This is a genomic window from Pseudoduganella sp. GW821-FHT05F09 (assembly GCF_059419605.1).
The window spans coordinates 1-23,589 of record NZ_JBWKSD010000017.1; the positions used below are offsets into that span (position 1 = coordinate 1).

General features: G+C 64.5%; 29 protein-coding genes and 2 tRNA genes. 16 read left to right on the forward strand and 15 right to left on the reverse strand.

All coding sequences use genetic code 11. The annotated features are described in order from the left end of the window. The 5 genes from AC07S4_RS29985 to AC07S4_RS30005 form a co-directional block, all read left to right on the forward strand. A partial coding sequence (locus AC07S4_RS29985; RefSeq protein WP_494990065.1) for a hypothetical protein occupies positions 1 to 417 on the forward strand: 417 nt, incomplete at its 5' end. Beyond that, a complete protein-coding gene (locus AC07S4_RS29990) occupies positions 417 to 863 on the forward strand; it encodes a hypothetical protein (RefSeq protein WP_494990066.1) in 447 nt (148 codons plus the stop codon). The genes AC07S4_RS29985 and AC07S4_RS29990, both read left to right, overlap by 1 nt. A gap of 19 nt (positions 864 to 882) precedes the next feature. Further along, on the forward strand, positions 883 to 1,206 hold the full coding sequence (locus AC07S4_RS29995; RefSeq protein WP_494990067.1) for a hypothetical protein: 324 nt from the start codon (positions 883 to 885) through the stop codon (positions 1,204 to 1,206). Positions 1,207 to 1,209: 3 nt separating this feature from the next. Then, the gene (locus AC07S4_RS30000) at positions 1,210 to 1,458 is read left to right on the forward strand and encodes a hypothetical protein (protein ID WP_494990068.1); all 249 of its coding nucleotides are present in this window, start codon (positions 1,210 to 1,212) and stop codon (positions 1,456 to 1,458) included. Then, positions 1,455 to 1,892, forward strand: a complete 438-nt coding sequence (locus tag AC07S4_RS30005) for a D-Ala-D-Ala carboxypeptidase family metallohydrolase (RefSeq protein WP_494990069.1) — start codon at positions 1,455 to 1,457, stop codon at positions 1,890 to 1,892. Before AC07S4_RS30000 ends, AC07S4_RS30005 begins: the two co-directional genes overlap by 4 nt. Positions 1,893 to 1,961: 69 nt before the next feature. Here the strand turns inward: AC07S4_RS30005 and AC07S4_RS30010 are convergent, their stop codons facing one another. Next, positions 1,962 to 2,231, reverse strand: a complete 270-nt coding sequence (locus AC07S4_RS30010; RefSeq protein ID WP_494990070.1) for a hypothetical protein — start codon at positions 2,229 to 2,231, stop codon at positions 1,962 to 1,964. 90 nt (positions 2,232 to 2,321) lie between these two features. Here AC07S4_RS30010 and AC07S4_RS30015 point away from each other — a divergent pair, with 90 nt between their 5' ends. Continuing rightward, positions 2,322 to 2,717: a hypothetical protein gene (locus AC07S4_RS30015; RefSeq protein WP_494990071.1), complete on the forward strand. Its 396-nt coding sequence runs from the start codon at positions 2,322 to 2,324 to the stop codon at positions 2,715 to 2,717. Further along, positions 2,714 to 3,019: a hypothetical protein gene (locus tag AC07S4_RS30020; RefSeq protein ID WP_494990072.1), complete on the forward strand. Its 306-nt coding sequence runs from the start codon at positions 2,714 to 2,716 to the stop codon at positions 3,017 to 3,019. The genes AC07S4_RS30015 and AC07S4_RS30020 overlap by 4 nt, the downstream gene beginning before the upstream one ends. Before the next feature lie 290 nt (positions 3,020 to 3,309). Here the strand turns inward: AC07S4_RS30020 and AC07S4_RS30025 are convergent, their stop codons facing one another. Both AC07S4_RS30025 and AC07S4_RS30030 read right to left on the reverse strand, forming a co-directional pair. Then, entirely contained in the window at positions 3,310 to 3,492 is a 183-nt protein-coding gene (locus tag AC07S4_RS30025) for a hypothetical protein (RefSeq protein WP_494990073.1), read from the reverse strand. Between the two features lie 123 nt (positions 3,493 to 3,615). Beyond that, on the reverse strand, positions 3,616 to 4,293 hold the full coding sequence (locus tag AC07S4_RS30030; RefSeq protein WP_494990074.1) for an SOS response-associated peptidase: 678 nt from the start codon (positions 4,291 to 4,293) through the stop codon (positions 3,616 to 3,618). An 84-nt stretch (positions 4,294 to 4,377) separates the two neighbouring features. Here AC07S4_RS30030 and AC07S4_RS30035 point away from each other — a divergent pair, with 84 nt between their 5' ends. Continuing rightward, a complete protein-coding gene (locus AC07S4_RS30035) occupies positions 4,378 to 4,737 on the forward strand; it encodes a hypothetical protein (RefSeq protein WP_494990075.1) in 360 nt (119 codons plus the stop codon). A gap of 46 nt (positions 4,738 to 4,783) precedes the next feature. Further along, complete coding sequence (locus tag AC07S4_RS30040; protein WP_494990076.1) at positions 4,784 to 5,041, forward strand: hypothetical protein; 258 nt, start codon at positions 4,784 to 4,786, stop codon at positions 5,039 to 5,041. Positions 5,042 to 5,255: 214 nt separating this feature from the next. Here AC07S4_RS30040 and AC07S4_RS30045 read toward each other — a convergent pair whose 3' ends face one another. From AC07S4_RS30045 to AC07S4_RS30055, 3 genes are all read right to left on the reverse strand, one after another. Then, positions 5,256 to 6,377 (reverse strand): hypothetical protein, encoded by a 1,122-nt coding sequence (locus AC07S4_RS30045; RefSeq protein WP_494990077.1) that lies wholly within the window; start codon positions 6,375 to 6,377, stop codon positions 5,256 to 5,258. Positions 6,378 to 6,626: 249 nt separating this feature from the next. Further along, entirely contained in the window at positions 6,627 to 7,670 is a 1,044-nt protein-coding gene (locus tag AC07S4_RS30050) for a type II asparaginase (RefSeq protein ID WP_494990091.1), read from the reverse strand. 110 nt (positions 7,671 to 7,780) lie between these two features. Continuing rightward, the gene (locus tag AC07S4_RS30055; RefSeq protein ID WP_494990078.1) at positions 7,781 to 8,317 is read right to left on the reverse strand and encodes an FxDxF family PEP-CTERM protein; all 537 of its coding nucleotides are present in this window, start codon (positions 8,315 to 8,317) and stop codon (positions 7,781 to 7,783) included. Positions 8,318 to 8,438: 121 nt separating this feature from the next. On the opposite strand from AC07S4_RS30055, the gene AC07S4_RS30060 reads away from it, so the two are divergent. The 6 genes from AC07S4_RS30060 (at position 8,439) to AC07S4_RS30085 (ending at position 13,482) form a co-directional block, all read left to right on the forward strand. Further along, the gene (locus AC07S4_RS30060) at positions 8,439 to 9,320 is read left to right on the forward strand and encodes a LysR substrate-binding domain-containing protein (protein WP_494990079.1); all 882 of its coding nucleotides are present in this window, start codon (positions 8,439 to 8,441) and stop codon (positions 9,318 to 9,320) included. 602 nt (positions 9,321 to 9,922) lie between these two features. Beyond that, the gene (locus AC07S4_RS30065) at positions 9,923 to 10,297 is read left to right on the forward strand and encodes a LiaI-LiaF-like domain-containing protein (protein WP_494990080.1); all 375 of its coding nucleotides are present in this window, start codon (positions 9,923 to 9,925) and stop codon (positions 10,295 to 10,297) included. Beyond that, positions 10,284 to 11,003 carry a LiaF transmembrane domain-containing protein gene (locus AC07S4_RS30070; RefSeq protein WP_494990081.1) on the forward strand — a complete coding sequence of 240 codons (720 nt, stop codon included), beginning with the start codon at positions 10,284 to 10,286 and terminating at the stop codon, positions 11,001 to 11,003. The genes AC07S4_RS30065 and AC07S4_RS30070 overlap by 14 nt, the downstream gene beginning before the upstream one ends. Before the next feature lie 15 nt (positions 11,004 to 11,018). After that, positions 11,019 to 12,095 (forward strand): sensor histidine kinase, encoded by a 1,077-nt coding sequence (locus AC07S4_RS30075; RefSeq protein ID WP_494990082.1) that lies wholly within the window; start codon positions 11,019 to 11,021, stop codon positions 12,093 to 12,095. Positions 12,096 to 12,097: 2 nt separating this feature from the next. After that, the gene (locus AC07S4_RS30080; RefSeq protein WP_494990083.1) at positions 12,098 to 12,850 is read left to right on the forward strand and encodes a LytR/AlgR family response regulator transcription factor; all 753 of its coding nucleotides are present in this window, start codon (positions 12,098 to 12,100) and stop codon (positions 12,848 to 12,850) included. 8 nt (positions 12,851 to 12,858) lie between these two features. Next, complete coding sequence (locus AC07S4_RS30085; protein ID WP_494990084.1) at positions 12,859 to 13,482, forward strand: hypothetical protein; 624 nt, start codon at positions 12,859 to 12,861, stop codon at positions 13,480 to 13,482. Here AC07S4_RS30085 and AC07S4_RS30090 read toward each other — a convergent pair. From AC07S4_RS30090 to AC07S4_RS30115, 6 genes are all read right to left on the reverse strand, one after another. Next, positions 13,457 to 15,739, reverse strand: a complete 2,283-nt coding sequence (locus tag AC07S4_RS30090; RefSeq protein WP_494990085.1) for a helicase C-terminal domain-containing protein — start codon at positions 15,737 to 15,739, stop codon at positions 13,457 to 13,459. The two genes, AC07S4_RS30085 and AC07S4_RS30090, sit on opposite strands and share 26 nt — an antisense overlap. Then, positions 15,736 to 17,379, reverse strand: coding sequence for a VRR-NUC domain-containing protein (locus tag AC07S4_RS30095; protein WP_494990086.1), 1,644 nt, complete (start codon positions 17,377 to 17,379; stop codon positions 15,736 to 15,738). The genes AC07S4_RS30090 and AC07S4_RS30095 overlap by 4 nt, the downstream gene beginning before the upstream one ends. A 100-nt stretch (positions 17,380 to 17,479) precedes the next feature. After that, the gene (locus AC07S4_RS30100; protein WP_161072148.1) at positions 17,480 to 18,019 is read right to left on the reverse strand and encodes a phasin family protein; all 540 of its coding nucleotides are present in this window, start codon (positions 18,017 to 18,019) and stop codon (positions 17,480 to 17,482) included. Positions 18,020 to 18,090: 71 nt separating this feature from the next. Continuing rightward, entirely contained in the window at positions 18,091 to 18,285 is a 195-nt protein-coding gene (locus AC07S4_RS30105) for a hypothetical protein (protein ID WP_494990087.1), read from the reverse strand. Positions 18,286 to 18,293: 8 nt separating this feature from the next. Further along, positions 18,294 to 20,108 (reverse strand): ATP-binding protein, encoded by a 1,815-nt coding sequence (locus AC07S4_RS30110; protein ID WP_494990088.1) that lies wholly within the window; start codon positions 20,106 to 20,108, stop codon positions 18,294 to 18,296. A gap of 166 nt (positions 20,109 to 20,274) precedes the next feature. Further along, positions 20,275 to 20,679: a winged helix-turn-helix transcriptional regulator gene (locus AC07S4_RS30115; protein WP_494990089.1), complete on the reverse strand. Its 405-nt coding sequence runs from the start codon at positions 20,677 to 20,679 to the stop codon at positions 20,275 to 20,277. A 98-nt stretch (positions 20,680 to 20,777) separates the two neighbouring features. Here AC07S4_RS30115 and AC07S4_RS30120 point away from each other — a divergent pair, with 98 nt between their 5' ends. Beyond that, entirely contained in the window at positions 20,778 to 21,629 is an 852-nt protein-coding gene (locus AC07S4_RS30120) for an SDR family oxidoreductase (RefSeq protein WP_494990092.1), read from the forward strand. Between the two features lie 54 nt (positions 21,630 to 21,683). On the opposite strand, the gene AC07S4_RS30125 is transcribed toward AC07S4_RS30120, so the two are convergent. From AC07S4_RS30125 to AC07S4_RS30135, 3 genes are all read right to left on the reverse strand, one after another. Next, positions 21,684 to 21,768: transfer RNA gene (locus AC07S4_RS30125), tRNA-Leu, on the reverse strand. A gap of 72 nt (positions 21,769 to 21,840) precedes the next feature. Further along, positions 21,841 to 23,397, reverse strand: a complete 1,557-nt coding sequence (locus tag AC07S4_RS30130; RefSeq protein WP_494990090.1) for a S41 family peptidase — start codon at positions 23,395 to 23,397, stop codon at positions 21,841 to 21,843. A 115-nt stretch (positions 23,398 to 23,512) separates the two neighbouring features. After that, positions 23,513 to 23,589 (reverse strand) — tRNA-Leu (locus AC07S4_RS30135).

Sequence of the window (23,589 nt, forward strand, 5' to 3'; positions counted from 1 at the left end):
GAGACAGGCGATGTGCCAGAGCCTGAATCTTCCACGCCATCGGTTGACATGCCCGCGCTGCGCCAGCGCCTGATGGCAGCCGTGGACGACCGTATCGCAGCGATTTATGCGCGCTGGACCAGGTTCGAAACCGAGTACACCGCACGCGAGGTTGCGGCGCGCGCGTTTGCTGCGGCCGAGTACGAGGGCGAGGCCAGCGTATGGGTGTCCTCCTTCGCCACGGCGGCCGGACTAGCGAATGCGGCCGCTGCTGACCTGATCATCGAGCAGGCGGACGGGCTGCACGCGGCCTTGGAGTTGCTGGGCGCGCTGCGCATGCGCAAGTATGAGATCGCCGGCGCGGGGGGGGCGGTCAGCGCGCAGGCCGCGCACGACGACATCGTGGCGCAGGCCAATGCCATCGAAGCGGGGCTGTAATGTTTCGCGCGGCCTTCTATAAGGGCACGCGGCCCGGCCTGGCCGGCATCTATAACCGTGCGGTGCGCTGGTGGACGGACTCGCCCTACAGCCACGTCGAGCTGATCTTCAGCGACGGCATGGCCGGCAGCGCGTCGTTCGCCGACGGCGGCGTGCGGCTCAAGGCCATCGAGTTCGACCCGGCTCGCTGGGACTTTATCGACTTGCCGGACCACCTCGAGGCGGCAGCGCGCGCCTGGTTCGAGCGGCACACCGGCGCCGGCTACGACCTCCGCGGCAATTTCCAGTTCGTACTGGCCCCAATTGGCCAGAGCCTACTCCGCTGGTTTTGCAGCGAAGCTGGAGGCGCCGCCTTGGGTCTGCCGGAGCCATGGCGCTATGACCCGCCGACCCTGGCCAGCGCGCTGACCCTGATTTCCACCCAACCCGCTTCGGCGGGTTTTTAATGCCTACTTGAAAGCGCCCATGCCAATCGACCCAACCCCTATCGACAGCATCGCAGGTATCAAAGTGGCCACCCTGGTGTTTTCCTTCATCGGCTCTGCTGTCTCGCTGAGCTATGCGAAAGAGTTGACGCGCGCGCAGGCCATCACCGCGGTATTCGCCGGCACGGCCGTGGCGGTCTCGGCCGCGCCGCTTGCGCTCCACTACCTGGGCCTGCCGGACCCGTTTGAGCGCGGCCTGGCCTTCTTCGCCGGCTTGGTGGCGATGCGTGCGGTTCCGGCGCTACTGGCCGTGGTGGACCGCTTCCGCAACGTCAAGCTGCCCAGCCTGCCGGACAAGGAGTGACCCATGGCCATCGTTTCCATCATTCAAGGGGTCGCGGCGATGTATGTGCTGAGCGTCGCCCTGCTGGCCCTGAATCGCATGAACCACAAGACTCGGCACTTGGTGCGGCTCTCCTATCTCGCGCTGGCTGGCGGCGCCATGGCGGCCGTGGCGTCCTGCTTCGGTGCGCGCGACATCTTCGAGTGCGTCTTCGCCGTCGGCGTTGCCCTCTACATGGCGGTGGACCGCCGGAAAGCAAAGGCCTCCACGTGAACCTGACCGAACATTTCACTCTGGAAGAACTGGTGGCCTCGCAGCTGGCGGCCCGGCGCCGCCTGGACAACCGTCCTGGCCCGGACGAGCTGGCCAACCTGCGTCGCGTCGCCACCATGCTCGAGCAGATCCGCGCGCTGGTCGGCGGGCCGCTGACCGTATCGAGCGGTTACCGGTCGCCCGCAGTGAATGCGGCGGTGGGCGGCGCGCGCAACAGCGCCCACCTGCAGGGCCTGGCGGCCGACATCACCGCGCCCGGCTTGGCGCCCAAGGCGCTGGCGGCGCTGATCCGCGACAGCGACATCCAGTTCGACCAGCTGATCTACGAGGGCACCTGGGTGCATGTGGGGCTGTCGGCAGGCGCGGCGCGGCGCCAGGTGCTGACTGCGACTTTCGCGCCGGGCGGTGTCGTCTACTCGCAGGGGATCGCGTGAGCTACTCGCAAGCGCGCGCTTGCCGGGCAGCCGGTGCCGCTGGCCGACTGGAGAGGGCCGTGAGCGGTATCAATCAGGCCATAGTTCAAGTGCTTTCCGGAGCGATGCCACGCTCGCCTCGGTCTCCGCAAGTTTCTTTTCTGCGTCAGCCTTGGTCCATAAGTAGACGCCGCCATGTTCGGTGGTCAGGGCGGCGCGAACACCCTGTGCCAGTTGCACGATCCAGCCTTGGTTGTCCATCTCCCAGCCGCTGTGCAGCACGGTTGCCTCATGCAGTACAGCCGTCACTTCCCCATAGCCGCGCTGTTCTGCTGCTTGTGCTAACTCGTTCTGGTCCATGGTCTGTTTCCTTTCATAATTCGTTTTAGGTTAACACATGAAAAAGAAAATTGTCGTGAGGAGCACTGCGCATTCGACTGGGGGCGAATCGTGAGCGCCCTCGGCACCCTGGCCGGCGCGGCGGCGGGGCAGGGATGGAAGATCGCCAGCGTGGTGCTGGCCAGCCTGCTGCTGGCGGTGGCTGGCGCCGGCGGCGCGGCATGGTGGCTGAGCGACCGCGCGCTGACGAAGGCCGAGGCCGAGGTAGCCGTGCAGCGCGGCCGGGCCGACGACTACCAGGCCGCCATCCGCGAGCAGAACCGCGCCACGGAGGTGCTGGCCCGCGAGACGGCCGCCGCCAAGGCGCGCGGTCTGGCCGCCCAGCAGCAGGCCGCCGCTGTCGGCAAACGCTACGATGCGGCGCTGCAGCAGCTGGACGGCGCGCGCGTCACGACCTGCGCCGACGCCATGCCGTTCGTGAACAAGCTGTTGGAGGATGTGCGATGAAAGTGCTGCTGATTGCCATGCTGATTGCCATGCTGCTTGCCGGCTGCGCCAGCGTACCGCCACCCGCTACGCAGACCGTGGAGGTGCCGGTCTACGTCCCATGCGTGGCTGAGCGGCCGCAGCGCCCAGCCTACGAGTTCGACAAGCTACCAGCGGACGCCAGCGACGGGCGGAAGGTCGTGGCGCTGGCACGTGACTGGGTGCGGGCGCGAGCATACGAACTGAAGCTTGAGGCGGCGCTGGCGGGGTGCATTCAGGCGCCTCCTTCATCTGTCGAAGCTGCCCGCGGAGAATCTCGTTGATGAGGTACATAATGTCGGAGTCCGCCGGCGATAAGTAATACCGCATCGTCTCGTTGAGCTTGATCCTTTCTGCAAGCACCTCGGCAGGTGTGCTGCTGTCCGGCTCTCGTCCTTCCAGCATCCGCATTAGCCGTAGGTTTTCGTGCAATTTCAAATCCCAGGACACTTTGGCCTCCGTTGGTGAATTCTCGCCTAGCTTACATCAATGTCATGGCGTTGGCGCGGGACTGGCTACGGGCGCGGAAGTACGAGGCGGAACTGGAGGCGGTGGTTGCTGGGTGCTAATTGCGCTACCAGGCGGCATCGACCTGTGCGGTCCAGAATCCTTCGCCCCAACTTTTGAACTCAGGGGAGTCAACGGCGAATGGGTTCTTCTTTCCGCGCATTGGACCCAAGTAGGCGGCGTATCCAAGCTGATAAGCATCAGCGCAACGCTTCTCGAATTCATCGTGCGGATTTTTCGATGTGGTCATGTGGTCGCTCGCTACATGAAAGGCACATTGCCAATATGCAACGTAGTTAGATACTAGTTTGTTTTCTCCGCAAAGGAAACTCAAAGTTCAATTAAATTTTATATATTTGGTAAGGCGGCGCGGTCAAAGCAGGGCCGGTATTGGCTGTGCGAGCTGCACGCCCTGGTTGCGCACATTTCCCACCGCCCGGTCGACCATGAACCAGGCGAAGCTGTCCGGACCCAGCGCCATGCTGCGCGCCAGCTCGGCGGCCTGCTCGCCCGCGATCTCCGGGTCGAGCCAGGTGGCCGCGTCGGCGGCCGTGAAGACTATTGGGCGCCGGTCGTGGATGTCGACCATGCCGCCCTGGGCGTCGGCCGTGACGATGGTGAAGCCCGTCCCTGCCGCATGCTCGGTCGGCTCGCCAAAGCAGGCGAGGGCGGCCATGTACAGCGGCGCGCGGTCGGCGCGGTGGATGTGCCACGGCTGCTTCGAGCCCTTCTCGCCCGTCCATTCATACCAGCCGTCCGCCGGCACGACGCAGCGGCCGCGCTTCAACAGCGAGCCCCAGTAGCGGTTCGTGATCTTCTCCAGCCGCGCGTTCACCGCCACAGGCACCTTCTCCCGCGCCCAGGCTGCCTGATAGCCCCAGTGCAGGTCGTCTAGCACCAGCGCTGCGCCCTCGACGTGCATGACCGGCCGGCGCATCGTGGGTGCCACGTTCCAGCACGGCTCTGCCTGGCTGCGGTTCACGAGCTCATCCGCCCACCCGAAATCGCTGAGTGCCCGGGTAATGTCGTTCTGGTCAAATCGTCCACACATGCTGCCTCCGTTGTCGTGTTGGCACTTTACAATAAAATGTCAGGCGATATACTGTATATATGTACAGTACTGATGGTGTGAGTTATGGAGAAAATGGTAAAGCTGCGGTTTCACGGCGCCAAACTTGCGCGCGGCGCGGTCAGCGAGGATTTGGATCGTCAACGGCTAGGTACCTTTGAGCTGCTCGAAACAGACGGGCAGGGCATGCATCCACTGATGGCGGTGGCCAGGTTTCGTTATTTGCCGGAGCCGGGCTATACCAATGTGCCCGAGCTGCTTTTGGAGGCTCGTATTCGACGGTGGAAGGATAACAAGATCCGAGTCGTCGGCATTGAGCAAGGGAGAAATGCTGCAGGCGATGTGATCGAGTACAAGCAGGAGTGGCTGTGCATCACCAATGTACCCCCGCCGCCGGCTCCAAAATGGCAGAAGCACGAATTTTAGCGTGCGGTGTAGACTGGTGCTGCCGGAGGTCGGCTAGGGGAGAGTTATGATAGACGCATGGGGCTACAACGGCGTGACCGAAGCAGCTGCTGCGGAGCTGGCGGCGATTGTGGATGGCGCACAAGGCAAGTTCGGCGATACCGCGCTGCTGTATCAGTGCGAGGCGGCGGGCGTGGTTCGCCTCTGGCAGGCCATTGTCGGCGACGCAGCGCTGGAGGACGATGTTGCCCGACTGGAGGCGCTGTGCGAGCAGCTCAGGCCGCAGCCGTGGTGCCCTCCGAGCACAGTAAATCCCGGTGCATAAAGTGCTTCGGCGCAATGCTTTTGCCGCATAATCGTGTGCTATTCACCAGACTGAACATCAATATAATCAAACACTTACAGCGCCTACGGTGTTTAGTGAATAGCACAGTGGCAGTCTTGTAAGTTGTTAATTATAAAGGGAAATTCGTCAATAGAATGTCTGACTTCTAAGCTGAGGGTCGCTGGTTCGAACCCAGCTGGGCAGGCCAAACATCTTAAGCGTCAAACAGGTATTTCTTCACCTTGGGATTTCCCTGGCGCCACAGCACGTTGTCGATCAGATAGTGGTGGACGTTGATGAAGATCCAGCAGCAGGCGACCGCCAGCGCGGTGCCGCCGACCTTGGGCAGGGCGCCGGTGCGGGCGTAGTCCAGCGCCCCTGGGAGCACCCAGAAGCCGATCGCGCCCAGCACGGCGCCAGCCAGCACAAAGCTCAGCAACTGTCCTTTGGACCAGCCTCCCGAGGCGGCCTCGTTGGCTTTATAGCGTCCGATGACGGTCAGGTATTGCAGCGAATGGAAGAAGGGAATGGTCAGCACGAAGGCCGCATCCAGGCTGATCAATCCCATCCAGATATAGAGCGTGACCAGATAGGCGGTTAATCCGGCTATCGGCAGCTGTTTCCAGTTTAATTGCTGCAACTGCCATTGTTTGATGGCGCGATAAACCTCAATCACAAACCAGATCGTGGTGCAGCCCGCAATCGTGCAGGCGGTAATTGTGATAAACCCCGGAACATTCATGGGAATGCCCAATATACCCCACAAGTCCTTGGCGATTTGCGTGCTGTTTCCGAGCGTCCAGGCGGCGACCCAGCAAGCATAGGCATTCATCAGCATGGCCTTGCGCGTGGCGGCTGGCCAATAGCGTTTTTTGAACGCCGCATCCATCATTGCCATGCCAAAACCTTGTTTCACATAATGCCAGCCGACCAGCAGCCCCATTATATTCAGGCAGACGCCCAGCGCCAATGGATGGCCATTCAGCCAGAGCAGTGCACCGGCCATTAATGCCACGATTAACGCGGCCGGCGCGATAAATCCCGCCAGCCACCAGCGCTTCGTCAAATCCGCAGGCATGCCGCCATTTTTTACTTCTTTCCAAGATCCATAAAACAGCTGATAGGAATACGCGAAATGCGGATGGTTGACGAAGTTGGCCAGAACCAGCATCACAATAGCCAATTGCGCGACGCTTTCGGCGCCGAGGTGCAGCAGCTTGAATATGAATAAAGCCGCCACTGAGCCGCCGCCCAACAATAAAACATCCGCCCACGGCGTGAATAATGCGCGATGCGGCGTGGGGATATGGCGCTCGGTCTGGGTTTGGGTATGCATGGCGAACTCGATGGGGTGTTGCCTCATGGTATCACTCAAGCCGCCAGTGTCAAGCAATGCAGGCGTGCGGGGCTGGGCGCCTTGATGCAAGCGGCACGCCTGTGGCGTCCATGCCCGGAATTGGTGTGAATAAGCTAATTTTTGGCGCGATCTGGGCGTGCGCAGGGCCGAGGTGGAGCGGCGGGGTTTTGCTGATGGGAATAAAAAAGGCCTTCCGGAAGGGAAGGCCTGATCACTGAGCGGCGAGGCTTAGTAATTGTAGAATATGCGCTGCAGTTCTTTGGTGTTGTTGGTTTTGGTCAGCGCCAGCATCAGCAGAATACGCGCTTTTTGCGGGTTCAGCGTGTCCGCCACCACGAAGTCCAATTCGTCGTCATTGGCTTCGCCATTGCGCGCTAGAATGCCCTGGCCCACGCGGCTGGCGCGCACAATAATAGCGCCGCCTTTGCGTGCGGCAACCAGGCCCGGTTTTACTTTGGCGGCAACACTGCCGTCGCCGGTGCCAGCGTGGATAATGCCTTTGGCGCCTGCTGCGATAAATGCGTCCAGCGCCACGGTATTCATATTGGCGTAGCCATAAACGATATCCACTTGCGGCAGTGCGCTCAGGTTGGAAATATCGAATTCGCTATCAGCGGTATGCTTACGGGTCGATACGCGATAAAAGAACGGCTTGCTGCCCTGAATATAGCCCAGCATGCCCAATTCGGTGGTTTTAAATGCGTCCGGCGTGGAAGTATTAGTTTTGCTCACGTCGCGCGCGCCGTGAATCTGGTCGCCCATGGCAACCAGCACGCCTTTACCTGCGGCGGAGGGATCGGCTGCCAGCAGTACGGCGTTATACAGATTGATGGGACCGTCGGCGGACATGGCGGTCGATGGGCGCATTGCGCCGACCAATACCACCGGCTTGCGGCTTTTAACCACCAGGTTCAGGAAATAAGCGGTTTCTTCCAGCGTGTCGGTGCCGTGGGTAATAACAATGCCGTCCACGCTGTTTTGAGCCAGCAGCGTGTTGACGCGCTTGGCCAGGGTCAGCCAGTGTTCATTGGTCATGCTTTCGCTGGCGATCTGGAATACCTGCTCGCCGCTCACATTGGCGACATTTGCCAGTTCCGGCACGGCCTTGATGAGTTGCTGCACGCCAACCGTGGCGGCTGTGTAGCCGACCGTGGTGGTGGACGTCGCGCCACTGCCGGCGATGGTGCCGCCTGTCGCCAGGATGGTGACGTTGGCGAGTTTGGGCTTGGCCGCGTCCTGGGCGTGAACCTGGGCCGTGGCAATAATGAACATGCCAAATACTGCGGCCATGAATTGGGCCGTCTTTTGATGCAGCATTTTTTCTCTCCTGTTGAACTGACAAGCGGCGATGGTAACAAATCTCGCCGCCCGTTGTCAGTTTTTCAGGATTTCCGGCGGCGCCCCGCAAACGCGATTACCGCCATGCCTCCCAGCAGCATGCCGTAGGTCGCCGGTTCAGGCACGGGGGCGATGTTGAAGTTGCCCGCGAAGGAACCGCCCGCGTCCGCCTGCACGGTCCGGCCGCTGATGATGAAGCCATAGTTGCCGGGGGTGAGGTGGTTGAATGGGTAGAAGACCGTGGCGCCGTCGAATGAGCTGAGCGTTTGCAGATAAGTACGGCTGCTGTCGGCATTCTGGCTGAAGATCTGTACCCCGGTGATCAGGTAGTTGGCGGAGAGTGCATTGTTAAAGAAGGAGTAGCCGGTCACTGCGCTGCCGGACGCATAGTAGTGTTCCTCGCCCTCCAGGGAAAAGACGAACTCGTCTGCATACATGCCCGGCGCTTCGTGGGTCACGCCGAACACGGCGTTGCCTTGCCCGTCGAATTCCAGCAAGCCGGCGCGGGCGGCGCTGCTGGCCAGCAGGCCGGCGGACAGCAGCAGGGCGGCGATGGCCCTGCCGCAGATAGCATTGTTCATAGGACTCTCCTTGTGCGTGTGGGAAATATGCCAATCTTTGCGCTTTGATAAGCACTTCAATGTATCAGTCCGCTTGGCCGGGTTAATTCAACTATGTAATGTGCGCGGTCTATAATCCGGCATGGATATCAATTCGGACGACCTGAAAATCTTCGTGGCGGTAGTCGATAGCGGCACGCTGAGCGCCGCCTCGGTGCATCTGGGGCAGACCACCTCGGGCGTGAGCCGCGCGCTGGCGCGGCTGGAGGAGAAACTGTCCACCACCTTGCTCACGCGCACCACGCGCCGCATGGAGTTGACTGAAGAAGGCCATTTGTTCCTGGAGCAGGCGCGCGCCATCCTGGCCGCCATGGAGGAGGCCGAGGAAACCATCCGCATCCGCCGCCAGAAGCCCGCCGGCAGGCTGTGCGTGGACGCCGCTTCGCCCTTCATGCTGCATTGCGTGGTGCCCCATGTGGCCGAGTTCCGCGCGCTGTATCCGGATATCCGCCTGGAGCTCACCAGCAATGACCAGATTGCCGACCTGATCGAGCACCGCACCGATATCGCCATCCGCATCGGCGCGCTGAGCGATTCGACGCTGCATGCGCGCGCGCTCAGCTCCAGCCCGCTGCATGTGCTGGCCAGCCCGGCCTATCTGGCGCGGCACGGAGAGCCCGCCACGCCGGAGGACCTGGCGCAGCACGAGCTGCTCGGCTTCGCGCAATATGAGCTGGGCAATGTCTGGCCGCTGCGCCATGCGGCCGGCAACTCCTTGCAGGTGACGCCGGCGCTGGCCGCGTCCAGCGGCGAAACCTTGCGCCAGCTTGCACTGGCCGGCCAGGGCATCGTTTGCCTGTCCGATTTCATGACACGCGCCGACATCGCCGCCGGCCGCCTGGTCAAGATATTGGAGCAGCATTCAACCGGGTTCCGGCAGCAAATCCACGCGGTCTATTACCGCAATACTCAGCTCTCGCAGCGTATCAGCTGCTTCCTCGAATTCCTGCAAAAGAAGCTCTGACAGCGCTTGTAAGAATTCGTACCGCCCCTTACAGCGCTTGGTCCTACACGTTTTTGACCTGCCTCAAGGAATCCGTGCGCATAGTGTGCGTTAACGTACTGTGCCTCCCGGCGCGCGGGACTACTATGGACTTGCGTGATAAGTGCATGGCGCCGCGAATCAAGCGCAGCGCCGTAGCCATTCAGCAGGTTAGCCGGCCGCCTCGAGTACCGGCACCAATTCGAAGCTACAGCGAAGCAAAAACCGGGAGGCCATCATGACACAGGCAAATCATCCATCGAAGTACGTGGTCCGCGAGTATCTCGAACGACGCTCGCAGGACGTCCAACCGCCTCCCACACCGGAGGAAATCCGTCGCCAGCTAGGCTGGGGTTTGATGATGTATGACCAGAAAATGAGCACCGGCGACCGCCTCTGAACGTTCTCCGTCTCATGCACCGGGTTCGCACCGCAAGGTCCGAACCCTTTTTTTTCGTCCGGATATTCGCCGTTCGCTGAAAACGGCGCTATTCACCGGCGCCTGCCCGCCGTTCGCCGAATTGCGGTATCGCCGCGCAGGCTTGCCCCGTATTGTTACATCACACATTCAAACGGAGGCGGTGATGAGCAACGAGAACGGGCAAAACTGGCGCAAACAGCTAAGCTGGGGCATTATCCTCACCGGCGTGGGCGTCGCTTTTCTGCTGGACCGCAGCGGCGCGCTGCACTTGGGCACCATCTGGCGCTACTGGCCTGCGCTGCTGGTCGTCGCCGGCCTGAGCAACCTGGTGCCGCCGACCAATGTCAAGCTGGTGCTGGACGGCTTCTCGCATATCTTCTTCGGCGCCTGGTTCTACTGCTCCTTCGAACATATCTGGGGCCTGACCTTCGGCAATAGCTGGCCGCTGCTGCTGATTATGTGGGGCGTTACCCTGGTGCTGAAGCCGCTGCTGGAAAACTACTTCGTATCGAACAAGGAGCAATATGATGGAAAATAATCGCCCACAACACGGAACCGGCCAGATCCTGATCGGCGTGGCGGTCATCGCCCTGGGCTGCCTGTTCCTGCTCGAAAATTTCGGCATCCTCGATTTCGATTACACGCTGCAGTTCTGGCCCGTGCTGCTGATACTGGCCGGCTCGCTCAAATTGACGCAGGCCGGCGACAACCGTGGCCGGATTGTGGGCGGCTTCCTGCTGGCCTTCGGCGTGGCGATGATCCTGAAAAGCACAGGCCTGCTGCATATCGGCTGGCGCACGCTGGGGCCGGTGCTGCTGATAGGCGTGGGCCTGATGGTGATCTTCAAATCCAGCCACGGCCGCAATCCCGCGCCGTTCCTGGACAAGTTCAGCAAGACCGGCGAGCAGGCGGGCGACGACAGCGTGATCAGCGTGACGGCCATCCTGGGCGGCATGGAGCGCCGCATCACCACCACCGATTTCCGCGGCGGCGAAGTGACCGCCATCATGGGCGGCTGCCAGCTGGACCTGCGCCACGCCAATATGCAGGGCGAGGCGGTGCTGAACGTGTTCGCCCTGTGCGGCGGCGTGGAGATCAAGGTTCCGGACGACTGGACCGTGAGCCTGCAGGGCACGCCGCTGCTGGGCGGCTTCAGCGAGAAGACCATCCCGAACAAGGACGCCAGCAAGCGCCTGATCATCCGTGGCTACGCCATCATGGGCGGCCTGGAAGTGCGCAACTAAAGGGCCGGCGCAACAATGCAAGGCGTGATTTCCAGCCGGCGCGGCGCAGCGCTGTACCTGATGGTCTGGCTGTTCCTGGGGGCGGCGCTGGGCGGCGTGACGGTGGCGGTGGAGGACGCCCCCTGGCCCAACGCCCTGATCTTCGCCATACCGGTGACGCTGGTGTACGCGGCCAGCGCCGGTTTCTCCGCCTACTACCTGTGCCGAGCCTATCCGCTGGCCGAGCGCGGCGCGGCCAATGTGCTGCTGGCGCTGGGCGCCGCCGCCATCGTGTCCACGCTGCTGTGGAGTGTGGTGGTGCGCGGCTGGAACGAAGCCTGCCGCCTGTTGGAAGTGGCGTGGGCCGGCATCGAGTTCACGCCGCAGATGGCGATACTGATTTCCGGCCTGGGCGTGCTGCTGTATGGCCTGCTCGCCGCCATCAACTACCTGGTGACGGAATTCGAAAGGGCGCGCGGCGCCGAGCACCGCGAACTGCAGTCGCGCCTGATGGCGCAGGACGCCGAACTACGCATGCTGCGCACCCAGATCGATCCCCACTTCCTGTTCAATAGCCTGAACTCCATCAGCGCGCTGACTTCGCAGAACCCGAAAGGCGCGCGCGAAATGACCTTGCAGCTGGCGGGCTTCTTCCGCCAGAGCCTGAGCATGGAAGCACACAAGAAGGTGGCGCTGGAACAGGAGATGGCGCTGATACGCCATTTCCTGGCGATAGAAAAAGTGCGCTTCGGCGAGCGCCTGGCGCTGCTGGAGGAGGTGGAGGACGGCGCGGGCGCTTGCCTGGTGCCGCCCATGATTATCCAGCCGCTGGTGGAGAACGCCGTCAAGCACGGCATCGCCCAGCTGCCCGAGGGCGGCTGGATCAAGGTGGCGGCGCGCCGCGCGGGCACGCTGCTGCACATCAGCGTGGACAACGCGCTGGATGAAGACACGCCGTCCGGCGCGGCAAGGGACGGCAACGGCATAGGACTGGAGAACGTGCGCCAGCGCCTGGCTTGCGCCTACGGGCACGAGGCGGGCATCCATTGGGCGCGTGCAGGCGCCGTATTCAGCGTGGCGATTACCATGCCGGCGGAAACCAAGGAAGAATAGAGATGCGCATTATCATAGTGGACGACGAAGCACTGGCGCGCGGCGTGGTGCGCGAGTACCTGGCGGAACATGCGGACGTGGAAGTGGTGGCCGAATGCGCCAACGGCTTCGAAGCGGTCAAGGCCATCACGGAGCTGGAGCCGGACCTGGCGATACTGGACATCCAGATGCCCAAGCTGGACGGCTTTGAAGTGGCCGAGCTGGCCGCCGGCAAATGCCGCTTCATGTTCGCCACCGCGTTTGACCAGTACGCCATCAAGGCTTTCGAATACCACGCGCTGGACTATCTGCTCAAGCCCTTCAGCCAGCAGCGTTTCGACCAGGCGCTGGCCCATGCGCGCGCCAGCATGGCCAAGGCCGGCGGTGCGCAGCCGGTGGCGCAAGAGGGGCTGGATGAAGTGGTGCGGGATGCCGCCACCCGCAACAAGCCGCTGGGCCGCGTGCTGATACGCGACGGCGCCAAGGTGCACGTCATCGCGGCCGAAAAAATAGACTATATCGAGGCGCAGGACGACTACGTGCAGATCCGCACCGAGGGCAAGTCCTACCTGAAGAACCAGCGCCTGTCCGACCTGGAGAGCCAACTGGAGGCGGACAAGTTCCTGCGCATACACCGTTCCTACCTGCTCAATATAGAATGCATGAGCCGCATCGAGCAGGCGGGCAAGGATAGCCATGTGGCGGTCCTGAAGGACGGCACCCGTTTGCCGATCAGCCGCAGCGGCTATCAGAAAGTGCGCAGCGTAATCCAATGAAGCAGACCATGAACTTCCTCCGCATGCTGGCGCTTGCCGCGCCATTGGCCTGGCAGGCCGCGGCGCTGGCCGAAACCCGCGAGCCCAGCGCCGCCGAGATCAAATCCTTTGAAACGTGGTTCAGCCAGCATTCAGGCGGAGCGGCGCTCAAGACCCGCTACGAGGTGCAGCGCAACGAGGGCGCCCGTGACTGGAACGTGGCGGCATGGGCCGAACGCGCGCCGCAGCGCGCCGCCTGGCGCTTGTGCCTGGCCCGGAGCGACGGCTACGTGTACGACGCCAAAACGCAGCGTTGGAGCGAAAGCGGGGCGCAGCGCCAGCATGTGTGGCTGGACCGCTCGTCCGACTGCGGCGTGTCGCCGCAGCGCGTGCTGCTTAAAAAACCGCTGGGGGACCGCGACATCGTGACGGTGCTGGAGCAGCAAGGCCCGCTGCTGCAAAGCGCGCGGCTGCTCTTTGCGGGCAACACGCAATGCGCTCCGCAGCGCGCCCACAAGTTCGAACTCGCCGCCATCGACGTGACGCCCGACCAGTTCTACCAGCTGAGCTATGTGAGCGACCGTGGCGGCAGCGCCGTCATCACGGTGCGCAAACGCGCGCGCGAACTCACGGCGTGGGCCGCCCGCTGCTGATGCGCCACCAGGACGGCAGCAGCGCCTGGATCTCGGGCCGCGCGTAGCGGTCGTCGATCAGGTAGACCGTGCCCCGGTCGCTCTCGGTGCGGATCACGCGGCCCGCCGCCTGCACTATCTTCTGCATGCCGGGATAAGTGTAGGTGTAGTCGTAGCCCGAGCCGAAGATGGCGTCCATACGCTGGCGGATTTGCTCGTTCACCGGATTGAGCTGCGGCAGGCCCAGCGTGGCGATAAAGGCGCCGATCAGGCGCGCGCCGGGCAGGTCTATGCCCTCGCCGAATGAACCACCCAGCACCGCAAAGCCGATGCCGCTGCTCGCCGCGCTGAAACGCGCCAGGAACTGTTCGCGGCCCGCTTCGTCCATGCGCCTGGTCTGCAGCCACACCGGCACGTCCGGATGCTTTTCCGCGAACAGCGCGGCCGCCTTTTCCATGTAGTCGAAACTGCTGAAGAAGGCCAGGTAGTTGCCGGGCTGGCGCTGGTACTGTTCGCCCATCAGCTCCGCTATCGGCGCCAATGAACGGTCGCGGTGCTGGTAGCGGGTGGAGATGTGGCCTGCCACGCGCACCGACAGCTGCTCGGCGATAAAGGGCGACTCCACGTCCACCCAGGCCGTGTTGTCCGGCATGCCCAGCGTGTCGCAATAGTAGTTCCAGGGGCTGAGCGTGGCCGAGAACAGCGCCGTGGAGTGGGCCGCCTCGAAGCGCGGCTTGAGGAAAGGCGCGGGCACGATGTTGCGCAGGCAGAGCACGGAGTTGCTGCGCGTGCCGGCGCCGCTCACGGTAATGTCGAACAGCGAATGCTGGCCGTAGCTTTCCGCCAAACGCATGAAGCCGGAGGCGTCGAAATAGAAGCGCTGCAGGTCTTCGTCCACGTAGGCCGGATGCTCGGCGTAGTACTCGCCGATGGCGGTCGCCGCCGTTTGCAGCGCGGCCATGAATTTTTCCGGCAGCGCTGTGTAGACCTGGTATTCACCATCCTGTTCTTTTTCCAGCGTGTTCCACTGGCGATGCACGCGGTCGAGCGGCTTTTTCAGCGCCTCGGGCGCGGTCTTGCGCAGCATGCGCAGGCCGGCGTGTTCCAGTTCGGCCGAATACATCTTGCGCGCGCGGGAGACCATATTGTGCGCCTCGTCCGCCAGCACGCTCACCTTCCAGTCGTTCTGCAGCGTCAGGCTGTACAGCATGGCGCTGATGTCGAAGTAATAGTTGTAGTCGCCCACCACCACGTCGGCCCAGCGCGCCAGCTCGGTGCCCAGGTAGTAGGGGCAGACCTGGTGCGCCAGCGCGATTTCGCGCACGGCGGCCTTGTCGAGCACGGGCGACGATGCGGACAGGGCGGCGCTGCGGGCGGCGGACAGGCGGTCGTAGAAGCCGCGCGCCAGCGGGCAGGACTCGCCGTGGCAGGCCTTGTCCGGATGCTCGCAGGCGGTATTGCGCGCCACCAGCTCCAGCGTCCGCAGCGGCAGCAGCGGGGCCGATGTGCGTATGGTGGCCACCGCGTCCAGCGCCATGCGCCGGCCGGAGGTCTTCGCGGCCAGGAAGAACACCTTGTCCAGCTTGTGCTCCGCGCTGGCTTTGAGCAGCGGGAACAGGCTGCCCACGGTCTTGCCGATGCCGGTGGGCGCCTGCGCCAGCAGCGAGCAGGCGCGCGTGCTGGCCTTGTACATGGCCTCCGCCAGTTGCCGCTGGCCGGGACGGAAGCCGGCGTGCGGAAAGCGCATGGCCTGCAGCCCGGCGTCGCGCTGCGCGCGGTGCGCCATCTCCTGTTCGGCCCAGGCCAGGAAGCGGCCGCACTGGAGCTCGTAGAAGGCGCGCAGGCTGTCCGCATCGGCCGGCTCGGTGATCAGCGTTTCCTTCTGGCTGCCCACGTCGAAATAGACCAGCGCCAGGCGCACCGCGTCCAGCCCGCGCGCCTGGCATAGCAGGTGGCCGTAGATTTTCAGTTGCGCCCAGTGCAGCTGGCGATGGTTGTTCGGCATGCGCGCCAGGTCGCCGCGGAAGGTCTTGATTTCTTCGAGCTGGTTTTGCTGCGGGTCGTAGCCGTCGGCGCGGCCGCGCACGCGCAGCGGGCCGAACTCGCCGGAGAGGCTCACTTCCTTCTCGTAGCTGTCATTGCGCCGCGACGCGACCAGCGCGTGGCCGGCGATGCCTTCCTGCGCGGTGGGCGTGGGCGTAAAGCGCAGATCCAGATCGCCGGCCTTGGCGGTGAACTCGCACAGCGCGCGCACGGCCACGGCGTAGCCGGCCGTCATGCCTCCGCCCATTGCAGATAGCAGACGGTGATGGGCATCTGGTGCTCGGCGCAGTAGCTGATCCAGCGCAGCTGGTTGTCCTGCAGGCGGTCGCCAGGGCCTTTCACTTCTATCATGTGGTAGCGCCGCTCGGCGGGCCAGAACTGGATCAGGTCCGGGAAGCCGCTGCGGTTGGCCTTGATGTCGAGCAGGATGCGCTCGAACCATTTCTTCAGGTGCGCCGCCGGGATGCAGGCCAGCGCCAGTTCCACCAGTTCCGCGTCCAGCGCACCCCAGTAGACGAAGGGCGACTGGATGCCGTCCTTGGCCAGCAGGTTGCGCCGTATCGTGTCCTGGTAGGTGCCGTCGTCCAGCTGGCCCAGGCAGGCGGCGAACTGCGCCGCGCGGCGGCGCTGGAAGTCGGCGCTGTGCAGGTCGGCCGGGCCGTGGTGGAAGGGATGGAAGAAGGCGCCGGGAATGCTGGTGAAGATGGCGTCCCAGCACAGCAGCCCGAACAGGGAGTTGATCAGCGCGTTTTCCACGTAGTACACCGGCGCTTCCTCGCGCGCCAGGTGGTCGCGCACCACGCCTTCCACCCACCATTCTCCTTCGGGCATAGGCAGCGCCAGATCCAGACGCACCACGGGCGCGGGCTGGGCGGCGGGCGGCTTGGGATGGCCCAGCTTGCGGCGCAGGCGCGGCAGCATGCGCAGCAGTTGCTGGCGTTCGTGTTCGCTCTCGGGCTGCGCCAGCGCTTGCAGCAGCAGCGCGTGCGCGGCGCCGGCCTGCCCGCTTTTCTCCAGCACGCGAATGGCGCGCGCCCGCGCGCCGGGATAGGCGCAGGCCGTGTAGATGCCGTGCGCGCCGTCCCAGTCCTGCTGTTTTTCCAGGTGCTGCGCCATCTGGAACAGCAGCTTGTCGCGCCGGCTGTTGAGCCATTCATTGCCGGCGATGGCGGGCGGCAGCGCGCGCATCACCTGCTGCGGGTCTTCGCCTTCGGTAAAGCGTTCGCGGCAGTGGTGCAGGGCCAGGTAGTCGTCGATGTCGCGCCGGCTGCGGAAGCCGCGCGCGGACGGTGAAAACTCCACTTTTTCGTATTTGTACACGCCCAGGTCGGACAGCACGAATTCCGACCAGTCCTGGTGGTAGTTGCCGAAGAAGATAAGGCGCAGGCGGTCGCACAGCGGCTGCGCCAGCACCTGGTAGACATGGTCGAAAGCCTGGCCGCACCAGGCCGAGAAGCGGTGCGCGCCCTCGTGGCGCTCGCGCAGCGCCGCCAGCTGCTCGGGCTTGCGCGCGTTCTTTTCATGCCCGGCCAGCTGGAACACGCGCGCGATTTCAGGCTTTTGCAGCAGGGCGAACAGCTGCTCCAGCGTGAGCACCGGGTCGGCGTCTATCCAGCCCAGCTCGGCCAGCGGCCGCGCCGCCTCGTGCGCGCAGCCGATTTCGGCGTAGACCAGCTTGCTGGCGCGGAACAGCTCGCCCTTGCGCATGACCATGCGCACGAACAGCGCGCGCGAGGCGCGGGGCAGGGCGGGAAAGTGGGAAAGGAAAGCGCGTTCCTCGGCAGTGAGCAAGTCGTCGTAGCGCTCGCCTATCCACTGCAGGACCTGGTGGAAGTTATCCAGGTAATAAAACTCGTTTTCCAGAACTCTGATCATTGCAACGCGCTGCCAACTGTATGTTCATACAGTGTATCGCGTTAGCGGGCCGGGAGCAACCGATGCGGCGTTCCCGGCCCGTGCTGGACAGCCGTGGGGCTTATTTCTTGCCCGGCTGGACGGTTGCGGCCGCCTTGGCGACCTGCGCTTCCACATTGGCCACGGCCTGGCGGGTGGCGTTGGTCACCTGCTCGTAGCCGGCGAAGGCGTTGTCGATGGCTTGCTTGACGATCTGCACCGCGTTCTCGGAACCCGGGCGCACGTTTTTGGTCACGTCGTAGATCAGCGCGCTCAGCGTGCTTTTGGCTTCGGTCATGTGGGCGTCGGCGGCGCGCGTGAATTCCTCGCGGATTTCGGCAATGATGCCGCCCAGCTGCTCGTTGTAGGCGGCGGCATTGGTCATGCCGGGCTGGACTTTCGCTGCGGCCACGGCCATGACGGCCTTGGGATCGCGCGCCAGGCTCAGCTCCTTGCCGGCGGCCAGCTGCTCTTCGACGGTGCTTTTGGCGGTGGCCATATTCAGCGCCACCACTTGCTCCACGCCTTGCACGGCTTTGCTGGTCAGCGTATTGAAGGTTTCAAGCTGAAACTCAAACAGGGCCTTGGTGGTGGCTGCGAACTGCTCTGGACTCGTAAACATTCGTTCTCCTCGGTTATTGGAATAGAACTACGGCATACCGGCCTGCAACAAAGCGTCTTGTTATGGGCCCATTATTTGGCAAACGCTAATTTTTCGCAACGGCTATCTTTGTAAGCGTGCGCACCCCGTTCCCAGCCCTGGCCCAGCGGACCCTGGGCGCACACGCGCGCGCCGTCCACCTTGCTCACCCACCAGTAAAACGGGGCGGGAGCGGCGTCCAGCGCGGTGCAGCACAGCATCAGCAGGGAGGCGGTCAGCTTCTTCATGATTCCGATTATAGCGGCGCCGCCGGCGGCAGCAACAGGGTGAAGGTAACGCCTTGCCCCGGCTGGCTGGCGGCGTTGATGCGCCCGCCCAGCACGCTGGTGACGATGTTGTGGGCAATGTAGAGCCCCAGGCCGGAGCCGCCCGCGCCGCGCCGCGTGGTGAAGAAGGGGTCGTAAATGTGGCCCAGGTGTTCGGGTGCGATGCCGTTGCCGTCGTCGGCGTAGACCAGCTCGATGCTGCCAGCGCGGTTCAGGCCGGCGCTGATGCGCACGTGGCCGCCGCTGCGGCCCGCAAAGCCGTGCACCGCGCTGTTTTCCAGCAGGGCCAGCAGCACCTGGCTCAGCTGGCCGGGATAGCTGTCCAGTTCCAGATGCGCGGGGATGTTCTGCTCGACCGCGATCGCCAGCTGCTTGACCGTGGCCAGCAGCGGCGGAACCAGCCCGGCCACCAGCGGGGCCAGCTTGAAGCGGCTGCGCTGGCTGCTGTCCTGGTCGAGCGCGATGGCGCGGAAGCTGTGCAGCAGCGAGGCGGCGCGCTGCAGATTGCGCACCACGATGTCGTCGGCTTGCGCCACCTCGTCCAGATAGGCGTCCAGCTGCCCTTGGTCCAGGTCGGACTGGCGGGCGCCGCCGGCGACGGCCGAGCGCAGCGCCTGGGTGCGCTCGGCCATGCTGCTGGCGGCCATCAGGCCGTTGCCGATGGGCGTGTTCAGTTCGTGCGCCACGCCCGCCACCAGTGCGCCCAGCGCGGCCAGCTTTTCGCGCCGCACCAGTTCCTCCTGCGTCATGCTGAGGTTGCTCAAGGCGGTGGCCAGCTCGTCGTTCACCTGTTCGGCGCGTTCCTTGGCCTTGCGCAGTTCCGCCGTGCGCTCGGCCACCAGCGTTTCGAGCTGGGTGCGGTGAAGGCGCAGTTCGTCCTCGCGGCGGGTGCGGGCGATGGCGATGCCGGCCAGGTGGGTGGCCACGCCGATCAGGCGCATGTCGGCCGCGCTCGGGCTGCGCACCTCGCGGTAGTACATGGCGAAGGTGCCCAGCACCGTGTCCGCGTCGAGCAGGATGGGCACGGACCAGCAGGCGCGCAGGCCGTACTGGGCGGCGATGGCGGCGTAGGGCGCCCACAGCGGATCGGTCTGGATGTCGGTGACGACCACCGCTTCCTTGCGGTACATGGCGGTGCCGCAGGAGCCGGCCACCGGGCCTATGGGCAGGCCGTCGATGGCGGCCATATAGGCGGGCGGCAGGCTGGGGCCGGAGCCGGTGCGGACCGTGCGGCCGTCGGTGTCGAGCAGCAGGGTGGAGCACAGCACGCCGGGCGCCTGCGTTTCTATCAGCAGCATCAGCTTGTCCAGCGTGGTGGCCAGCGGCGCGCCGCGCGCCACCAGTTCCAGCAGCTGGTTCTGGCCTTCGCGCAGATCCTCCGCGCGCTGGTGGCTGGCGGCGTCGTTCAGGCGCAGCTGGCGCAGCTGCGCAATGCTGGCGCTCAGTTCCTCGGGCGAGCGCGGCGCCGGCAGATGGGCTAGCACCAGTTCCAGCAGCGCGCCGGTGCCGCACGGGCGGCGCAGGCAGGCGACGGCGCCGGCGGCCAGTGCGCGCTGCTGTTCGTCCCGGATGTCGGCGCCGGCCTCGGCCTCGGCCTCGCCGGTGCCCGCCTGCGTGAGCAGGATGATGGGCAGGGCGGGCGTGGCGCTGGCCGCTTGCAAACGGCCGCACAGTTCATAGCTTGAGCTGCCGGCCTGGGCCGCATCGAGCAGCACCAGTGCAACGCCGCCTGCGCGCACGGCGTCCAGGGCGCTGTCGGCGCGGCTGACAGTGAGCAGGCTCAAACCGGACGCCGCCAGCGCGCTTTCGAGTTCGGCGAGGCCTGTACTGATGCCGGAAACAAGCAGTATGGTTTGCAATTGATTAGGCGGTAAGGGCTGGATGGCCCGGTATGTGGCGGGTTTCAGGGCCAAGTTTAGTACAGGATGGCGCGCCGTGCGCGGAATTCACTCAGGCAGCCTCGGCCTGCGCACGGGCGTCCGCGATGCGCGGGTAGTTCTCCTCTATCCAGTCCACCAGCACGGCCAGCCGCTCGGCCAGTTCGCGTCCCATGGGCGTCAGGCTGTATTCCACGCGCGGCGGTATCACCGGATGGGCGTAGCGCAGCACGAAGCCGTCGCCCACCAGCGCATCCAGCGTCTGCGCCAGCATCTTTTCGCTGACGCCGCCCGCTTCGCGCCGCAGCTCGCTGAAGCGGTGCATGCCGTCCAGCAGGATCACCAGCACCAGTACGCCCCAGCGGCTGGTGACGTGGCTGAGCACGGCGCGCGACGGGCAGGCCGCCACCATCAATTGGCCACGGCGGGCTTCGTTCTGCGCCGCCACGGCGGCGCGCAGGGTTTTGGTTTGGGACATGGGACCTCCTGGGGTACTTACTAAAATGTACGTACTTACAAATAGTAAGTATAGGCGCTAAGATGAATTACTCCAACCGCGAACTGAAAGGAAACACCATGATCGTCATCACCGGCGCCAACGGCCAACTGGGCCAGCTGATCGTCAAAGAGCTGCTGAAGACCACGCCTGCCGCCGCCATCGTGGCCGCCGTGCGCGACCCGGCCAAGGCGGCCAGCCTGGCGGAACTGGGCGTGCAGGTCCGCAAGGCCGACTACAGCGACCCGGCCACGCTGGACGCCGCCTTTGCCGGCGCGGAAAAAATCCTGTTGATCTCGTCGAGCGAAATCGGCCAGCGCCTGGCGCAGCACCGCAACGTGATCGACGCGGCCAAGCGCGCCGGCGCCGGTTTGCTGGCGTACACCAGCGTGCTGCACGCGGACCGTTCGCCGCTGGCGCTGGCGGGCGAGCACCGCGCCACCGAGGAGCTGCTGCGCGCTTCCGGCCTGCGCACCGCCATCCTGCGCAACGGCTGGTATTTCGAGAACTACACGGCGGGCCTGGGCGGCGCGCTGGCGCATGGCGTGCTGCTGGGCAGCGCGCAGGACGGCCGCATCTCCGCCGCCACCCGCGCGGACTATGCGGCGGCGGCGGCGGCCGTGCTGACGGCTGCCGCGCCCGAGGCGCTGTACGAGCTGGCGGGCGACCGCAGCTTCTCGCTGCCGGAACTGGCGGCGGAACTGTCGCGCCAGGCGGGCAAGGATGTGCCGTACCAGGATATGCCGGAGGCGGACTACAAGGCGGCGCTGCTTGGGGCGGGGCTGCCGGAGTGGCTGGCGGCGCTGCTGTCGGATTCGGATGCGGGCGTGGCGAAGGGGGCGCTGGAGGACAACGGCGGCGCGCTGTCGCGCCTGATCGGCCGCGCCACCACGCCGCTGGCGGAAGCGGTGCGCCTTGCGCTGGGCAAATAAGGTAGCCCGGAAATGAAAAACGCCTCCCGAAGGAGGCGTTTTTGCGGAATTCTGTGGTGCCCACGGAGGGACTCGAACCCCCACACCTTGCGGCACATGGACCTGAACCATGCGCGTCTACCAATTCCGCCACGTGGGCACTGTTACTGCTGTTTCCCTTGCGTTGTTCTGCAACAGAAGGCACGCATAGTAAGGGATGGATGGGCAGCCGTCAAGGGCTCGCTTGCAAACTGGCTTGCGCGCGCGGCTTCATTAACGGGGCCAGCGCCGACAGGGCTTCCGCGCGCACCGCCGCGTCGTCGGCCATGTCGGCCTTCAGCGCGATGGAAGGCGTGAGCGTTTCGTTGTTGCCGCGCTGGCGGTTGCGCCAGACTTTTTGCGGCAGCACCAGCACGTTGCCGCTGGGGAGGGTGGCGCGGCCGGTGTCGATATACACCGAGTCGGCGCTGGTGGCGCGGCCGATGTGCACGGCGCCGGGCACGCTCAGCACCAGGTCCGCGAAGTCCAGGCAGGCGCTGGCGCAGGCCGCGTCGGTCAGTAGCGCCACCGCGCCCTGGTGGCGGCGCAGCTTGCCGCCGCGCTTGGCGATCTCGTCCCGCGTGACGAGGTTGCCTGCCGGCTGCTCGACCCACTGCTGGCCGGCGGCCTTGGCGTCCTGCACCTGTTTGAGGAAGTTGCGGGTGCTGCGCGCCTGCTGGCTGTCCTCGCCGTAGCGGCTGGCGAACTCCTTGCTGAATTTCTCCAGGCTGGCCAGCAGCACGTCGGACACGCGCCACTGCGCGTAAGTGCGCGGCAGCTGTTCCAAGCCTTGCTTGTCGTAGTCCAGTCCGCCGGTGGCGGCGTCGAATATCTTGCCGCCGATGGCGCTGCTGCCGCCGCCATTGCCGCGTGCATCGAACACGATCAGGCGCGCGCCTTCCACTTTGTTCAGCTCGGCCAGCATGGTGTCGAAGGCGGCGATCTGCTCCTTGGACGGCAGGGAATTGAAGCTGGCGGCGCTCACCCACAGTACGCCGTCCTGGAAGCTGAACTGGTTGCTGCGGCGCGCTTGCGCTTGTGTTTTCTGTGGCGCGTCGGACCAGCTGTCGCGCGCGAAATAGCGTTGCATGGCGATGGCTTGGTAGGTGATGGGCATGTCCAGCTCCGCGCCTTCGGCCGTGCGGAACTGGCAGCGCTTGAGTTTCAGGTCCGCCATGGCGGGTGCGAACAGCAGCGCCGGCAGGATCTCGTGCGTGCCGCCAAAGTTGCGGCGGTCGTAATACGGCGCCACGTCTTCAGCCAGGATAGCCTCCGCGCTACGGCCGTCGCATTGCAGCAGGCGAGCGCCGAACGGCGGCAGCGGGGCCGGCCAGTCCTTCAGCTGTCCCTGCACCACGTAGGCGCTGCCTTGCCTGCGCAGCTTCCAGCCGTTGACGAGGATGGGGTCCTTGCCGCGCGCATTGTCCGAGTACACCAGATGGCCGTCGAGAAAGCCGGTGACGTAGTAGCGCGAGGCCGCCATCATGGAGTCGTAGCTGTCCACGCGCGGCACCTGCTGCAGCGCTTCGCGGTAGCCGCGTTCGGTCCAGTCCTTGAAGCCGGGATTGAGTTCGTCGATGCTGCCCGGGTGGGAGGACAGGATGAGCTTGTGGACGGCCTCGATATCGGCCCTGGCTGCGGCCTGCCATTCGGCGGCGGTTTTGTCGGCGGCGCCGGCCTGCGCAGAGAGGGCGGAGAGGACTGAGAGCAGCAGGGCGGCGCGGCGGGCGCGCGGGAAGGGCAGCGGCATGGATACCTCTCTTATTGAAAGAGCAATCATGCTAGGACGCATCGCCCGGCGCGTCAACAAATGTGACGCGGAATGAGAAAAAGCCTCCCGAAGGAGGCTTTTTCTGCGGAATTCTTGGTGCCCACGGAGGGACTCGAACCCCCACACCTTGCGGCACATGGACCTGAACCATGCGCGTCTACCAATTCCGCC

Coding starts and splice junctions, on each gene's coding strand:
- AC07S4_RS29990 (WP_494990066.1), top strand. CDS start 417: ATGTTTCGCGCGGCCTTCTATAAGGGCACGCGGCCCGGCCTGGCCGGC.
- AC07S4_RS29995 (WP_494990067.1), top strand. CDS start 883: ATGCCAATCGACCCAACCCCTATCGACAGCATCGCAGGTATCAAAGTG.
- AC07S4_RS30000 (WP_494990068.1), top strand. CDS start 1,210: ATGGCCATCGTTTCCATCATTCAAGGGGTCGCGGCGATGTATGTGCTG.
- AC07S4_RS30010 (WP_494990070.1), bottom strand. CDS start 2,231: ATGGACCAGAACGAGTTAGCACAAGCAGCAGAACAGCGCGGCTATGGG.
- AC07S4_RS30020 (WP_494990072.1), top strand. CDS start 2,714: ATGAAAGTGCTGCTGATTGCCATGCTGATTGCCATGCTGCTTGCCGGC.
- AC07S4_RS30025 (WP_494990073.1), bottom strand. CDS start 3,492: ATGACCACATCGAAAAATCCGCACGATGAATTCGAGAAGCGTTGCGCT.
- AC07S4_RS30030 (WP_494990074.1), bottom strand. CDS start 4,293: ATGTGTGGACGATTTGACCAGAACGACATTACCCGGGCACTCAGCGAT.
- AC07S4_RS30035 (WP_494990075.1), top strand. CDS start 4,378: ATGGAGAAAATGGTAAAGCTGCGGTTTCACGGCGCCAAACTTGCGCGC.
- AC07S4_RS30040 (WP_494990076.1), top strand. CDS start 4,784: ATGATAGACGCATGGGGCTACAACGGCGTGACCGAAGCAGCTGCTGCG.
- AC07S4_RS30045 (WP_494990077.1), bottom strand. CDS start 6,377: ATGCATACCCAAACCCAGACCGAGCGCCATATCCCCACGCCGCATCGC.
- AC07S4_RS30050 (WP_494990091.1), bottom strand. CDS start 7,670: ATGTTCATTATTGCCACGGCCCAGGTTCACGCCCAGGACGCGGCCAAG.
- AC07S4_RS30055 (WP_494990078.1), bottom strand. CDS start 8,317: ATGAACAATGCTATCTGCGGCAGGGCCATCGCCGCCCTGCTGCTGTCC.
- AC07S4_RS30060 (WP_494990079.1), top strand. CDS start 8,439: ATGGATATCAATTCGGACGACCTGAAAATCTTCGTGGCGGTAGTCGAT.
- AC07S4_RS30065 (WP_494990080.1), top strand. CDS start 9,923: ATGAGCAACGAGAACGGGCAAAACTGGCGCAAACAGCTAAGCTGGGGC.
- AC07S4_RS30070 (WP_494990081.1), top strand. CDS start 10,284: ATGATGGAAAATAATCGCCCACAACACGGAACCGGCCAGATCCTGATC.
- AC07S4_RS30075 (WP_494990082.1), top strand. CDS start 11,019: ATGCAAGGCGTGATTTCCAGCCGGCGCGGCGCAGCGCTGTACCTGATG.
- AC07S4_RS30080 (WP_494990083.1), top strand. CDS start 12,098: ATGCGCATTATCATAGTGGACGACGAAGCACTGGCGCGCGGCGTGGTG.
- AC07S4_RS30085 (WP_494990084.1), top strand. CDS start 12,859: ATGAACTTCCTCCGCATGCTGGCGCTTGCCGCGCCATTGGCCTGGCAG.
- AC07S4_RS30090 (WP_494990085.1), bottom strand. CDS start 15,739: ATGACGGCCGGCTACGCCGTGGCCGTGCGCGCGCTGTGCGAGTTCACC.
- AC07S4_RS30095 (WP_494990086.1), bottom strand. CDS start 17,379: ATGATCAGAGTTCTGGAAAACGAGTTTTATTACCTGGATAACTTCCAC.
- AC07S4_RS30100 (WP_161072148.1), bottom strand. CDS start 18,019: ATGTTTACGAGTCCAGAGCAGTTCGCAGCCACCACCAAGGCCCTGTTT.
- AC07S4_RS30105 (WP_494990087.1), bottom strand. CDS start 18,285: ATGAAGAAGCTGACCGCCTCCCTGCTGATGCTGTGCTGCACCGCGCTG.
- AC07S4_RS30115 (WP_494990089.1), bottom strand. CDS start 20,679: ATGTCCCAAACCAAAACCCTGCGCGCCGCCGTGGCGGCGCAGAACGAA.
- AC07S4_RS30120 (WP_494990092.1), top strand. CDS start 20,778: ATGATCGTCATCACCGGCGCCAACGGCCAACTGGGCCAGCTGATCGTC.
- AC07S4_RS30130 (WP_494990090.1), bottom strand. CDS start 23,397: ATGCCGCTGCCCTTCCCGCGCGCCCGCCGCGCCGCCCTGCTGCTCTCA.